The sequence below is a fragment of the Sphingosinicella sp. genome (genome assembly GCF_052388015.1).
In the GTDB taxonomy this organism is placed as follows: Bacteria; Pseudomonadota; Alphaproteobacteria; order Sphingomonadales; family Sphingomonadaceae; genus Allosphingosinicella.
In genome coordinates, this window is record NZ_JBQTIN010000032.1 from 1 (window position 1) to 13115 (window position 13115).

At 66.5% G+C, this 13115-nt stretch carries 12 protein-coding genes, 1 tRNA gene and 1 pseudogene; 12 read left to right on the plus strand and 2 right to left on the minus strand.

Annotated features, from left to right (window positions below):
* The 11 genes from ACT4N3_RS02480 to ACT4N3_RS02530 form a co-directional block, all read left to right on the plus strand.
* Positions 1-464: diacylglycerol kinase family protein (locus ACT4N3_RS02480; RefSeq protein ID WP_444853625.1), on the plus strand; the 464-nt coding region annotated here is incomplete at its 5' end.
* 4 nt (positions 465-468) lie between these two features.
* On the plus strand, positions 469-1221 hold the full coding sequence (locus ACT4N3_RS02485) for a TlyA family RNA methyltransferase (RefSeq protein WP_444853635.1): 753 nt from the start codon (positions 469-471) through the stop codon (positions 1219-1221).
* 50 nt (positions 1222-1271) lie between these two features.
* Complete coding sequence (locus ACT4N3_RS02490; RefSeq protein ID WP_444853626.1) at positions 1272-2390, plus strand: efflux RND transporter periplasmic adaptor subunit; 1119 nt, start codon at positions 1272-1274, stop codon at positions 2388-2390.
* Positions 2391-2393: 3 nt separating this feature from the next.
* Positions 2394-5507: an efflux RND transporter permease subunit gene (locus ACT4N3_RS02495; RefSeq protein ID WP_444853627.1), complete on the plus strand. Its 3114-nt coding sequence runs from the start codon at positions 2394-2396 to the stop codon at positions 5505-5507.
* A 6-nt stretch (positions 5508-5513) separates the two neighbouring features.
* A complete protein-coding gene (locus tag ACT4N3_RS02500; RefSeq protein WP_444853628.1) occupies positions 5514-6095 on the plus strand; it encodes a TspO/MBR family protein in 582 nt (193 codons plus the stop codon).
* 11 nt (positions 6096-6106) lie between these two features.
* Positions 6107-6394 carry an accessory factor UbiK family protein gene (locus ACT4N3_RS02505; RefSeq protein WP_444853629.1) on the plus strand — a complete coding sequence of 96 codons (288 nt, stop codon included), beginning with the start codon at positions 6107-6109 and terminating at the stop codon, positions 6392-6394.
* Between the two features lie 125 nt (positions 6395-6519).
* The gene (locus tag ACT4N3_RS02510; RefSeq protein WP_444853636.1) at positions 6520-7029 is read left to right on the plus strand and encodes a YbjN domain-containing protein; all 510 of its coding nucleotides are present in this window, start codon (positions 6520-6522) and stop codon (positions 7027-7029) included.
* 143 nt (positions 7030-7172) lie between these two features.
* Complete coding sequence (locus ACT4N3_RS02515) at positions 7173-7994, plus strand: pyrroline-5-carboxylate reductase family protein (RefSeq protein WP_444853630.1); 822 nt, start codon at positions 7173-7175, stop codon at positions 7992-7994.
* Positions 7995-8025: 31 nt separating this feature from the next.
* Complete coding sequence (locus ACT4N3_RS02520; protein ID WP_444853631.1) at positions 8026-8916, plus strand: branched-chain amino acid aminotransferase; 891 nt, start codon at positions 8026-8028, stop codon at positions 8914-8916.
* Between the two features lie 47 nt (positions 8917-8963).
* A tRNA-Gln gene (locus tag ACT4N3_RS02525) sits at positions 8964-9038 on the plus strand.
* 211 nt (positions 9039-9249) lie between these two features.
* Positions 9250-10611, plus strand: coding sequence for a tyrosine-type recombinase/integrase (locus tag ACT4N3_RS02530; RefSeq protein ID WP_444853632.1), 1362 nt, complete (start codon positions 9250-9252; stop codon positions 10609-10611).
* Positions 10612-11200: 589 nt separating this feature from the next.
* Here the strand turns inward: ACT4N3_RS02530 and ACT4N3_RS02535 are convergent.
* Together ACT4N3_RS02535 and ACT4N3_RS02540 are read right to left on the minus strand one after the other, a co-directional pair.
* Positions 11201-11986, minus strand: a complete 786-nt coding sequence (locus tag ACT4N3_RS02535) for a transporter (protein WP_444853633.1) — start codon at positions 11984-11986, stop codon at positions 11201-11203.
* On the minus strand, positions 11983-12978 hold the full coding sequence (locus ACT4N3_RS02540) for a KUP/HAK/KT family potassium transporter (protein WP_444853634.1): 996 nt from the start codon (positions 12976-12978) through the stop codon (positions 11983-11985). Before ACT4N3_RS02540 ends, ACT4N3_RS02535 begins: the two co-directional genes overlap by 4 nt.
* A gap of 4 nt (positions 12979-12982) precedes the next feature.
* Here ACT4N3_RS02540 and ACT4N3_RS02545 point away from each other — a divergent pair.
* Positions 12983-13115, plus strand: a pseudogene (locus tag ACT4N3_RS02545) (strawberry notch-like NTP hydrolase domain-containing protein); the annotation flags it as partial.

A 13115-nucleotide genomic window follows, 5' to 3' on the forward strand; every position in this document is an offset into this window, starting at 1 on the left:
ATCGTCGAGACGGTGCTGAAGGCGCTTCGGCACAACAGCGCCGGCGTGATCGAGGGGGCGCGCGCCTGAGCGAGCCGGAATATCGTCCGGAGCGGCCGGGCTTCTCCGTTCACACGAGAATCCGGAGCTTCGGCTACGCCTTCTCCGGGCTGCGATATTTGATCGGCTCGGAGCACAATGCTTGGATTCACCTGACCGCTACTGCGGCCGTCATCGTGCTTGGCATGGCGGTGCGGCTGAGCGCCGGCGAATGGCTTTGGCTGGTCGTCGCGATTGCCGGGGTGTGGCTGGCGGAGGCGTTCAACACCGCGATCGAGCGGCTGGCCGATATCGTCAGCCTCGATCGCGATCCGCGGCTCAAGGTCGTGAAGGATGTCGCGGCAGCCGGCGTGCTGGTGAGCGCGATCGCTGCTGCGATCATTGGTCTCCTCATTTTCTACCCGCATCTTCGTGGCTGGTTCTGAGGGCGTGACCAAGCAGCGCGCCGACCAGCTGCTCGTTGATCGCGGGCTCGTCGAGAGTCGCGCCAAGGCGCAGGCGCTTATCCTCGCGGGCCTCGTTTTTTCCGGTGAGCGCAAGATCGACAAAGCGGGGCAGGCGCTCGCCGCCGACGCGCCGCTGGAGGTGCGGGGGAAGGACCATCCCTGGGTGTCGCGGGGCGGGATCAAGCTGGCGCATGGGCTCGATCATTTCGGCTGGGACGTGGCCGGCGCGGTGGCGCTCGATGTGGGGAGCTCGACCGGCGGCTTCACCGACGTGCTGCTCCAACGCGGCGCGGCGAAGGTGTTCGCCGTCGATGTCGGCACCAACCAGCTCGCCTGGAAGCTGCGGCAGGACCCGCGCGTCGTCGTCCATGAGCAGACCAATGCGCGCTATCTCACCGCCGCGATCGTCACTGAGTCGGTCGATCTGATCGTCTGCGACGCGAGCTTCATCGGCCTCGCCAAGGTGCTCGATACCGCGCTGGATTTCGCGAAGCCCGGCGCCCGGCTGATCGCACTGATCAAACCGCAGTTCGAGGCGGAGCGGGACGAGATCGGCAAGGGCGGCGTGGTGCGCGATGCCGCGGTGCACGAGCGCGTTTGTCGAACGGTCGCCGACTGGCTCGTCGAACGGGGCTGGATTGTCGCGGGTGTGACGCCGAGTCCGATTACCGGGCCGGAAGGCAATGTGGAGTTTCTGATCGGCGCGCACAAAACGAGCGATGCCGCGACTTTCTGATACAAAGGCCCTCTCGACAGTTGTCGAAATATGGGATTGAGCGACGCGCGATGAGTGTTGGACGCGTAATACGCCGGTCGTTCGGCCTGGCTGCGGTCGCGGCGCTTGCCGCTTTAGCCGCCGCCTGCGGCAGCGGCGAGGCGCAGAAGCAGCGCGACCGCTCGCCGCCGATGGTCAAGGCCGAGGCGCCGCAGCGGACCCGCTTCGCGGACCGGATCGACGCAGTCGGCACCGCGGTCGCGAACGAGCAGGTGACGATCCAGGCGCCGGTCACCGAGCGGATCGTCCGCCTGAATTTCGACGACGGCAGCTTCGTCCAGCGCGGCCAGATCATCGCCGTGCTCCAGCAGGGGCAGCAGTCCGCCCAGATGCGCGAGGCGCAGGCTCGCGTGCGCGAGGCGGAGCAGCAGCTGCGGCGGGTCGAGGCGCTGAAGAATCGCGGCTTCGCGACTCGCGCCGATTACGACACACGCGTCGCGGCCGTCGCCACCGCCCGCGCCCAGGCGCAATCGACCGGCGCCGATATCAGCGACCGGGTGATCCGCGCCCCCTTCTCGGGTTGGGTGAGCCTTCGCAACATATCGGTCGGCGCGATGGCGAGCCAGGGGACGGCGATCGCGACGATCAGCGACATCTCGACGATCAAGCTGGATTTCACCGTGCCGGAGACGATGCTGCCGGCGCTGCGCGAAGGGCAGGCGATCGAGGCGCGGTCCGAGGCTTATCCCGATCAGCCGTTCCGCGGCGTCATCGCGACGATCGATCCGGTCATCGATCCCAACACCCGCGCGGTGACGGTGCGGGCCCTGCTGCCCAATCCTGACCGGCGCCTGAGGCCCGGCATGCTGCTCAACGTCGCGATCGAAAGCGCGCCCAGGGAATCGCTGTCGGTGCCCGAGCTGGCGATCGTCGGCGAGGGGGACAACCGTTATGTCTTCGTCCTCGACGCGCAGAACCGCGCCCATCGCGCCCAGGTTCGCACCGGCGTGCGCGCCAATGGCCGGATCGAGATCCTCGCCGGGTTGAGGCCCGACGCGCGGGTCGTGACGGAGGGGGTCGTGAAGGTCGCGGACGGAATGGAGGTCCGGCTCGTCGGCCAGGGCGGCGGCGGTGGTCGCGGCGGGGGACAGGGGCAAAGGACGGCGCAGGCCCGGCCCGGCGGCGGCTAGCCGATGGTCCTCTCCGATCTCTCGATCAAGCGGCCCGTTTTCGCGGCGGTGGTCGCGATGCTGGTCGCGGTGGTCGGCATCACCGGCTTCTTCGGCCTGTCGGTGCGCGAATATCCGGACGTCGATCCACCGATCGTCTCGGTCGAGACGCGCTATATCGGCGCGTCGGCGAGCGTCATCGAGACACGCGTCACCCAGGTGCTGGAGGAGCAGCTTGCCGGCCTCGAGGGGCTGCAGACGATCACCTCGCGGTCGCAGGACGGCCAGTCGCAAATCTCGATCGAGTTCTTCGCCGGCCGCAACATCGACAGCGCGGCCAATGACGTGCGCGACCGCGTCGCGGCGGCGGCGGCGCAATTGCCGACCGAGGTCGAGCCGCCGACGGTCAGGAAGGTCGACGCCGATTCGGCGCCGATCATGTTCATCGTCATCTCGCGGCCCGGCTGGTCGCGGATGCAATTGTCCGACTGGGTCGACCGCAACATGGTCGACCGCTTTTCATCGATCGACGGCGTCGCGCGCGTGTTCGTCGGCGGCGAGGCGCGGCCGGCGATGCGGGTCTGGATCAGCCCCGAGCGGCTCGCCGCCTACCGGCTGACCTCCGCCGACGTCGAGAATGCGCTGAGGAGCCAGAATGTCGAGCTGCCGGCGGGCCGGCTCGAATCGGCGCAGCAGAATGTGACGCTGCGTGTCCAGCGGCCGTTCACGACGCCGGAGCAATTTCGCGCGCTCGTCGTCGGCCGGGGCCAGGACGGCTATCTCGTCCGCCTCGGCGATGTCGCGCGCGTCGAGGCCGGAGCGGAGAATCCCTATTCCTTCTTCCGCATGAATGGCGAGCAGGCAGTGGGGCTCGGCATCGTTCGGCAGTCGGGCGCCAACACGCTCGCCGTCGCCGACGCCGCCCGGGCGACGATGGAGCAGGTCCGGCCGAATCTGCCCGAGGGCATGACGATGGCGGTCGGATCGGACGAATCGCAGTTCATCCGCCGCGCGATCGACGAAGTGTGGAAGACGCTGGCCGAGGCGGCGATTCTGGTCGTCCTCGTCATCTATTTGTTCCTCGGCAGCTGGCGGGCGACGCTCATTCCCGCCGTCACCGTGCCCTTGTGCATCCTCGGCAGCTTCGCGGTGCTGTGGCTGTTCGGCTTCTCGATCAACCTCCTGACCCTGCTCGCGCTCGTCCTGTGCATCGGCATCGTCGTCGACGACGCGATCGTCGTGCTCGAAAACGTCCATCACCGGATCGAAGATGAAGGCGAGCCGCCGCTCGCCGCCGCCTATCACGGCACCAAGCAGGTCGGCTTCGCGGTACTCTCGACGACACTCGTCGTGTGCGCGGTGTTCGTGCCGATCATGTTCATCGCCGGGCAGACGGGCCTCTTGTTCCGCGAGCTCGCGGTGGCGATGGTCGGCGCGGTCGCTTTTTCCGGCTTCTTCGCGCTCAGCCTCGCGCCGATGCTCTGCTCGAAGCTGATGCGGCACGAGAATCGCGGTCGGATGGCTGCCTTCGTCGACGGCCGCTTCCGAAGACTCGAGGATTTCTACGCCCGCCGGCTCGACGCGATGCTGAAGAAGCCGCTCATCCCGATGATCGTCGTCTTGCTTTTCGTCGGCGCGTCGGGCGGTCTGTTCTTCACCCTGCAGTCGGAGCTGGTGCCCGCCGAGGACACCGGCATCGTCAACGTCAACGTCAACGCGCCGGAGGGAACCGGCTTTGCCGAGATGACCCGCTACATGGGCGAGGTGCAGGCGCGGCTGCTGCCGCTGATCGACGAGCAGGGGCCAGTGCGCACGATCGTCACGCGCGCGCCCGGCGGCTTCGGCGCGAGCGACGATTTCAACAGCGGCGCCGCGACGATCTTCCTCCGCCCATGGGAGGAGCGGACCGAGACAACGCAGAGCGTGGTCGGCGAGGTCAACCGGTCGCTCGGCCAGATCGCGGCGGTGCGCGGCAACGCTTCGGTCCGCAACTCGCTGAGCCGCGGCCGCGGCAACCCGGTCAATTTCGTCATCGCCGGCTCGACCTATCCCGAGCTGGTCGCGGCGCGCGACCGCATCCTCGCCGCGGCGCGCGACAATCCCGGCCTCGTCAACGTCGACAGCGACTATAAGGAAAACAAGCCGCAGCTGAACGTCGAGGTCGATACCTCGCGCGCTGGCGATCTCGGCGTCTCGGTCGCCGACGTTTCCAACGCGCTCCAGACCCTGCTCGGCTCGCGCCGCGTCTCCACCTATGTCGATCGCGGCGAGGAATATCGGGTGGTCGTGCAGGCGGAGGAAGGCGCCCGGGCGAACGAGGCCAATCTGGCGCAGATCTACGTGCGGGGCCGCACCGGCGCGCTGATACCGCTCTCCAATCTCGTCCGCTCGCGCGATGCGGCCGGCGCGCGCGACCTCGGCCGCTACAACAAGCTGCGCGCGATCACGATCACCGCCGGCCTCGCGCCCGGCTATTCGCTCGGCGAAGCGCTCGCCTTCATGGAGGCGCAGGCGGCCGGCGCGCCGGAGATCGCCGCGGTCGGCTATCGCGGCGAGAGCCAGGCGTTCCGCGAGGCGGGCGGATCGATCTATCTCGTCTTCGCCCTCACCATCCTCGTCGTCTATCTGCTGCTCGCGGCCCAGTTCGAAAGCTTCGTCCATCCGGGCGTGATCATCGCCACTGTGCCGCTCGCCGTCGCCGGCGGGTTGATCGGCCTCGTCGTGATGGGCCAAACGATGAACCTGTTCAGCCAGGTCGGGCTGGTCATGCTGGTCGGCCTCGCCGCCAAGAACGGCATCCTGATCGTCGAGTTCGCGAACCAGCTGCGCGACGCGGGGAGCGAGATCGGCGATGCGATCCGCGATGCGGCGCGGCGGCGGCTCAGGCCGATCCTGATGACCTCGATCGCGACCGTCGCCGGCGCGGTGCCTTTGATGCTGGCCGGCGGCGCCGGAGCGGGGGCGCGCTCGGCGATCGGCGTCGTCATCGTCTTCGGCGTCTCGATCGCGACCGCGATCACGCTGTTCCTGATTCCCTTGCTCTATTCGCGTGTCGCCCGCTTCACCGGCTCGCCGCTGACCGTCACCCGCAAGCTGGAGCGGCAGTTGGGCGAGGCGCAGCCGATGCCGGCGGAATAGAAATAGATGGGCGGCATCGCATCGCGCGCCGAGCTGCGGATGAGCTTCTTGCGCTACGCGCTGGTCACCGTGCCGGCGGTGGTGCTGCTCGGCAGCCTGTCCGCTTATCTGTCCAATGCGGGCATTTCGAACGGCTGGTATCTCGCGCTGCAGAAGCCCGATTTCATGCCGCCGTCCGGGGTGTTCGGGATCGCCTGGACGATCCTCTACGTCCTGCTCGGCCTGTCGCTGGCGATGGTGCTGCACGCCAAAGGCGCGCCGAGGCGAAGCCGCGCGCTCGCCTTATTCGCCGTCCAGCTCGCGCTCAATTTCGCCTGGATGCCGGCCTTTTTCGCCTGGCACCGCGTCGATATCGCGCTGTCGATCGTCGCCGCGATGCTGGTCGGGACGGCCGCCTTGATCCTCGTCGGCTGGCGGATCCGGGTCGTCGCCGGGCTGCTGCTCTATCCCTATCTCGGCTGGCTGATGTTCGTGGGTCTGCTCAATTATGAGATCGTGAACCGCAACCCGAACGCCGCGACGCTTGAACCGACGCGGCAGCCGATCAATATCCAGCTCAATGCGGCCGATCTCGGCAACCTGATTTGAGGAGCGGACCCATGCAGTCCCAGAACAAATTGTTCGACGATTTCGTCAAGGTGATGAACGGCGCCGCCGGCACGATCGCCGGCATGACCCGCGAGGCTAATGCGGCGATGCAGGAGCGGGCGCGCGAATGGATCGGCGGGCTCGATCTGGTCAGTCGCGAGGAGTTCGAGGCGGTGAAGGCGATGGCGGTGGCCGCCCGCGAGCAGAACGAGGCGCTTGAGCGCCGGATCGCGGCGCTGGAGGGCGGCAAACCGGCCGCCGGCGGACGCGGCAAGCGCGGAGCCGCGCCCAAGTCGTGAGCGTTTCGCCGCGGTGAAGCGCCAATGACTATCCACAGCTTTGTTGGCCTTGACGCCTGCTTTTCTTGCGCTTTTCCGCCAAAAACGGCAAAAGGATGGAACAAAAGCGGGCCGGGGACGCGCGGATGAACATGGACGAATATGCGCTCGAGCGCGAAGCCAGCGCGCCGATCGACATGCTCGAAACCTATTTCAGCGCCATGGGCTGGGCCGCGGAGCGGGCCGGCGAGGACGAGATCGTCTCCAGCTTTCAGGGCAGCTGGACGCAATATGAGCTGCGCGGCATCTGGCGCGCCGAGGACCAGGTTCTGCAGTTCCTTGCGCTCCCCGACATCCGGGTCGCGGCCGAGAAGCGGGACGCGGTCTATGAGGCGATCGGGCTGATCAACGAGCAGCTCTGGCTCGGCCATTTCGAGCTCTGGTCGGCGTCCGGCCTCGTCCTCTTCCGCCACGCGGCTCTGCTCGACGGCGAGAATAACGCGACGCTCAGCCTCCAGCAGGCCGAGACCCTGGTCGAGGCGGCGATCGAGGAGTGCGAGCGCTTCTACCCGGTGTTCCAGTTCGTCCTGTGGGCCGACAAGACGCCGCAGGAGGCGATCGCGGCCGCCCTGATCGAGACGCAGGGCGAGGCGTAGCGTCCGCTTACGCCCCTGAGTCATCCCGGCGAAAGCCGGGACCCAAGAACTCGGCAGTGTGAGAATGAAGGCAGACATTGGTGTTCATAGGTTCCGGCTTTCGCCGGAATGACTCAATGGCGGTCTGGCGCTAGATGCCTCTCATGACCGATCCTCTCCTGCCCGGGCCGCTCTGGATGGTCGGCTGCGGCCATATGGGCTCGGCGATGCTGACCGGCTGGCTCGCCGCCGGCGTCCATCCGGCGCATGTCACCGTGATCCGGCCGAGCGGCGCGCCGGTGGCGGAGGGCGTCCGTGTCCTGACCGACTATCCCGAGGACGAAGTGCCGGCGATCGTCTTGCTGGCGATGAAGCCCTATCAGCTCGATGCGGTCGCGCCGCGGCTCGCGCCAGCGCTCGATCCGCGCACGATCCTGGTTTCGATTCTCGCCGGGGTCGAGGCGGCGTCGCTCCGCGCGCGCTTCGCGGCGCCGGAGACGATCGTAAAGGCGATGCCGAACCTGCCCGTCGCGCTAGGCAAGGGCGTGATCAATCTCTACGCCGAGGGCGGCGCGGCGGCGGATCGGAACCTGGCCACTGACTTGATGATGGCGCTTGGTCACGCCGAATGGTTCGAGGACGAGGCGGCGTTTCAACTCGCCGGTGTCCTGACGGGAGCAGGACCGGCCTTCCTGTTCCGCTTCATCGAGGCGTTGGGGAAAGGCGCGGCGGCGCTCGGCCTGCCCGAGGATCAGGCATTGCTGCTGGCGACCGCGATGGTCGCGGGCGGAGGAGCGCTCGCCGCGGCTTCGCAGGATTCAGCCGCCGAACTGGCGCGCAAGGTCGCCAGCCCCAACGGCACCACCGAGGCCGGGCTGAAGGTGCTCGACGCCGATCGCGCCCTGTTCGATCTGGTCGAGGCAACGCTCGCCGCGGCCCGGACGCGCAGCGTCGAAATGGCCGCGGAAGCCCGGGCCCGCAATTGACCGACCGGGTGGTCGGCCCTATCCGGCCGCGATGACCGACCAACGCGCCTATCACGATCGGGACGGCCTGATCTGGCTCGATGGCGAGATGGTCCCGTGGCGCGAGGCGAACGTCCACGTCCTCACCCACGCGCTCCATTACGCGTCCTCCGTGTTCGAGGGGCAGCGGGCCTATTCGGGCGAGATTTTCAAGCTCACCGAGCATAGCGAGCGGCTGGTGAAGAGCGGCCGGCTGCTCGATTTCGAAATCCCGTACAGCGTCGACGAGATCAACCAGGCCTGCCGCGACGTGCTCGCCGCCAGCGGCCTCACCGACGGCTATATGCGCCCCTTGGCGTGGCGCGGCTCGGAGCAGATGGGCGTCTCCGGTCAGAAGACGAAAATCCATCTCGCGATCGCGATGTGGCCGTGGGGCGCCTATTTCGGCGAGGAGGCAATTCGGCGGGGCATCAGGATGATCGTGTCGCCCTGGCGGCGGCCGGCGCCTTACACCGCGCCGACCGAGAGCAAGGCCTCGGGCCTCTACATGATCTGCACGCTCGCGCGCCATCAGGCGCAGGCGCAGGGCTATGACGACGCTTTGATGTTCGATTGGCGCGGCCAGGTCGCGGAAGGGACGGGGGCCAACGCCTTCTTCGTGCGCGACGGCGCATTGCACACGCCGACGCCCGACTGCTTCCTCGACGGGATCACGCGGCGGACGGTGATCGACCTCGCCCGGCGGCGCGGCATCGAGGTGCATGAGCGGGCGATCTGGCCGGAGGAGCTGGAGAGCTTCGAACAGCTCTTCCTCACCGGCACCGCGGCGGAGGTAACGCCGGTCGCCTCGGTCGGCCCGTGGAATTTCGAGGTCGGCGACCTGACGCTGCAGCTGCGCAAGGACTATCTCGGCCTGGTGAATCGGCTGCTGTCGAACAGCTAGGCTTCATCTTCGCCGGCGGGCAGCTATAAGCCCGCCCGCACGCCTGCTGGGGCGTCGCCAAGTGGTAAGGCACCGGTTTTTGGTACCGGCATTCGCAGGTTCGAATCCTGCCGCCCCAGCCAACCGAATCCTCATGATTCGGTCCTAGAACAATGGCTTGCACTCAGATTGACACGGCAGGCAGTTGGACCCGGTTCGCCTCAATTGGCCCGGATTCGACGCCTCTTGTGTACCGATTTGTGTCCCGATTTTTGTTCTGCCGAAGGACCGGGTGGAGTCGGTATGGCAGGCAGTCTCGCACGCGTAAGCGCTTCAGATAATAACGTAATCGAGTTGGACCGAGTTCGACCCGGCGGGTCCGGGCGCGCCTCGGCAGACCGCGATTTGTGTCCCGATTTTTCAACGAGTCGGCGGCTTCGAAAGGCCGGAAGGTCGAAGAAAAAGGAACTAACTCCAGCACTTATCGACGATTTGAGGGCCGGCAAGCTGGACGACTCAAAAACCGGTGCCCTCTCGATCGAAGTGCTGCCGAGCGGCAAAAAGAGATGGCTCTACAGGCGGCGGATCGCCGGCCGCAGCGAGGTCGTGAAGCTCAGCCTCGGGCTATATCCGGCTTACTCGATAGGCGATGCTCGCGCGTGGGCGAACGGGCTCAACTTGCAGATCGACGCCGGGATAGATCCCCGCGAGACGGCGCGACAGGAGGTTCGGCTCGCGGCGATGACTGTCGATCGCGCGCATGAGCTCTACATGGAGGCGGTCCGTGAGGGACGGTCTTCGCGGGCCAAGCGTCCCAACAAGCCTCGAACCGTTGCGGACAAGCAGGATATCTACCGGCGCGACATCGCGCCGAAGCTTGGGCGGAAGATCATCTACGACATCACCGAGACCGACCTCATCAAGCTGGTCGAGGCCAAGGGCAAGAAGGCGAGGGTGCGGGCAAACCGTCTCGCCGCGGAGCTCAAGGTGTTTTTCGGCTGGACCGCATCGCTCCGCGGGCTCGACGTCGGATTGGAGGTCGATCCCTCTCGCCGGCTCGGGGACCTCCGCTTCCCCGAGACGCCCCGATCGCGGCGGCTCGCGCTTCAGGAAATCGCTTGGTTTCTCGAAGCCCTCGTCGAGGAAGAGCGCGACTATCAACGGGGCATGCTGCTTTGGCTGCTAACCGCCGCTCGCCTTGCGGAGGTATGCGAGGCGCGCTCGGAGGAGCTTTGCGAGGGTGTCTGGACCATCCCGGCCTGCCGGACCAAGAATTCAGTGGAGCACCGCATCGCCCTCGGTCCCTGGGGCTGGTCGCTCATGCAGTCCGACAGCGCGTGGGTGTTTCCCGCCCCGAAGCTCGACGGCCCTCGTTCGCGCAATTGCTGGTACAGGGCTCGCAACCGCGTGCGGGAGAGGATGGAGCGGGCCGCCGGACGACCGATCGAGCGCTTCACTCCGCACGATTTTAGGCGAACCTGCCGCTCAAACACGAAGCGGCTGAAGATCGATTTCGAAACGGCCGAGGCGATGCTCAACCACGTGAAGAAGGGGCTCGAGCGGACCTACGACACCTATGAGCTGGAGGATGAGAAGCGAGCCTGGTTCCTGGCGTGGGAGACGGAGATCGCCGGGATCGCCCGAGAGTCGGGCGTGGCAGAGGAACTCGCGGCTCCGCTTGTGGACGGTCAGCCGTGCCCCGTCAGGACAGAATAGGCCTTCACCCGCTCGTCGATCGTCCGCAGGAATGGCTCCGGCCTCGGGACCCCGAATTTGGGGAGAGGAATGCTTGCGGCAACGTCGAAAACTGCTTGATGAATATTTTCGGCACGCCCAGGGCTGAGTAGTCGCTCACGAGGGGCGCGCTCTCGGGCAGCGCTAGCCACAACATGACCAGCATGACCCGACGTCGAAGCTCTACGTCCTTCTCCGGTAGAGGTTCGCGGTCGGCATCCTGGTCTACATCGTCCGAGTGTCCGGTGTCGGAGGCCTCCGAGTTCTGAGCGGCAAGGTAGTTCTGCGCGAAGGCCCTTCGCAGCTCCTCCGGCGTGATGGCAACTTGGGCTCTGGGCATCTGGTGGCTCCTGCTTGGCGTCAACTTAACGACGGGAGCCTGCGCCGTGAATGTCCCGAGAACGCCTTGTCCCCGAAATCCACATGCTTGGCGTGGAGACGGAAAATCGTCCCGTCCGAGTCTCACCAAACTGCGGGCGTGTCCGTGTGCGGCAGGAAGCACCCGTGACTTCGTTTCGCGATGACGTCCTCCGCCGACCGCGTGGCAATTGGCGGGGTGGGACGGCTGCGTTCAGAACCGGAACGAAAGCCCCGCATAGAGTTCAAGATCGGGTGTGTCGGCCGTCAGGCCCACATTCCCCCCGAAATCGAGCTGCAGATCGTCAGAAATGGAATAAGCCAGCGCGACATCGGCTGTCGCCTGTTCCGCGGTCCCCGCAGGATCGAAATTCTTGTTGGTCCACAGCTCGGCCGCGGCCGTCCAGCGCGGCGCGATCGGCAGCGACAGGTTGACCAGGTTCACGAGCGCGAGGTGCCGACCGCTTCCGTCAGCGTCCGCCAGCAGGTCGAGCTCCGGGCCAAGCGTCATCGTCACCGGCCCGGCGAAACGGAAGCTGACCGGAACGGCGAGCCCGCCTTCCACCCGGTCGTTACCCAGTCCGCGCCGGGCGGTCGGCAGCGTGATGAAGGGGATAACCGCCACCTGCACCGGCGCATCGTCGCCGGTGAGCCTGTGCTTGTAGCGAAAGAGCATGTCTCCAAACCCGGACACCTGGTCGATGGAGCCCGTCCTCCTGTTCGTTAGCCGGGCGAACGGCGTGATTCCGATCTGGACGTCGGAACGCTCGGTCAGGCCGATCTTCGCCACCGACGACGCGACCGTCAGAAGCTCGGTGCGGTTGCCGCCAGCGTCGGTCAGGCTCCATCCGGAAACGGTGGTCTCGATCTGGATCCTGCCGGACGGGACGGTACATACCGCATTGGCCCTGGCCGGCCGGTCGGTGCAGATCGGCGCGTCCTGCGCCACGGCGGCGCCTGCCATCGACAGGGCAAGCGACGCGGCTGCGAGGCGTTTCATATCCGCAATTGGCTCCCGAGCTCGACGACGCGGTTGGTCGGCAGCTTGAAGAACTCCATCGCGCTTTCGGAACTTCTCATCATCCAGGCGAACAGCTTCTCGCGCCACAGCGCCATGCCGGGCTGCTCCCGGGTCGCAATCAGCTTCTGCCGGCCGAGGAAGAAGCTGGTGCTCATCATGTCGAAACGGTCGCCGCAGGAGTCAATCCGGACGAGGTCGGCGGGCACATCAACCTCGTCCATGAAGCCGTAATGGAGGATGACCCGGTAGAAGCCTTCCATCGCGCCATGCACCTCAAGCCGCTTCGCCGGCGGGACGTGCGGCACGTCCTCGACCTTCACGTTCAGAATCAGCACCCGCTCGTGCAGGACCTGGTTGTGCTTGAGATTGTGCAGCAAGGCGGAGGGGACCGTGTCCGGGGAGGTCGATATGAAGACCGCGGGGCAGCGCACCCGATGGACGGACGCTGCCGACTTGATGAAGACGTCGAGCGGGAGCGAGTCCTCCTCGAGCCGCTTGCGCATCCGCGCCCGGCCGGTTGCCCACGTGGTGAGCAAGGTGAAGATCAAAGCCGCCACGACCAGCGGGAACCAGCCGCCGTCCGCCACCTTCGCGATGTTCGAAGCGAAGAAAGTGCCGTCGACAATCGCGAACAGCGCGATCGTCAGCGCGGCGTAGATGCGATTCCATTGCCATACCTGGAAGATCAGCACCGCCAGCATCACCGTCGTGATGATCATCGTGCCGCTGACCGCGATGCCATAGGCCGAGGCGAGGTTGGTGGATTGACGGAAGCCGAGAACGAGCAGCACGACCATCACCAGCAGGCCCCAGTTGACCGCCGGGATGTAGATCTGGCCCGCCGCTCGCGCGCTCGTATGCTGGGTCCGGAGCCGAGGCAGGAAGCCGAGCTGAACCGCCTGATGGGTCACGGAGAACGCGCCCGAGATCACCGCCTGGCTGGCGATGATCGTGGCCGCCGTGGCGATCAAGACGAGCGGCAGCCGCGGCAAGGTCAAGGGATCGGAGCAGGGCATCGTTGGCGTCAGGCTTCAGAATCTGCTGCCGCGCGCCCGCATCCTTTATGCGTCGGCGACCGGCGCCTCGGACGTCAACAATCTCGCTTATG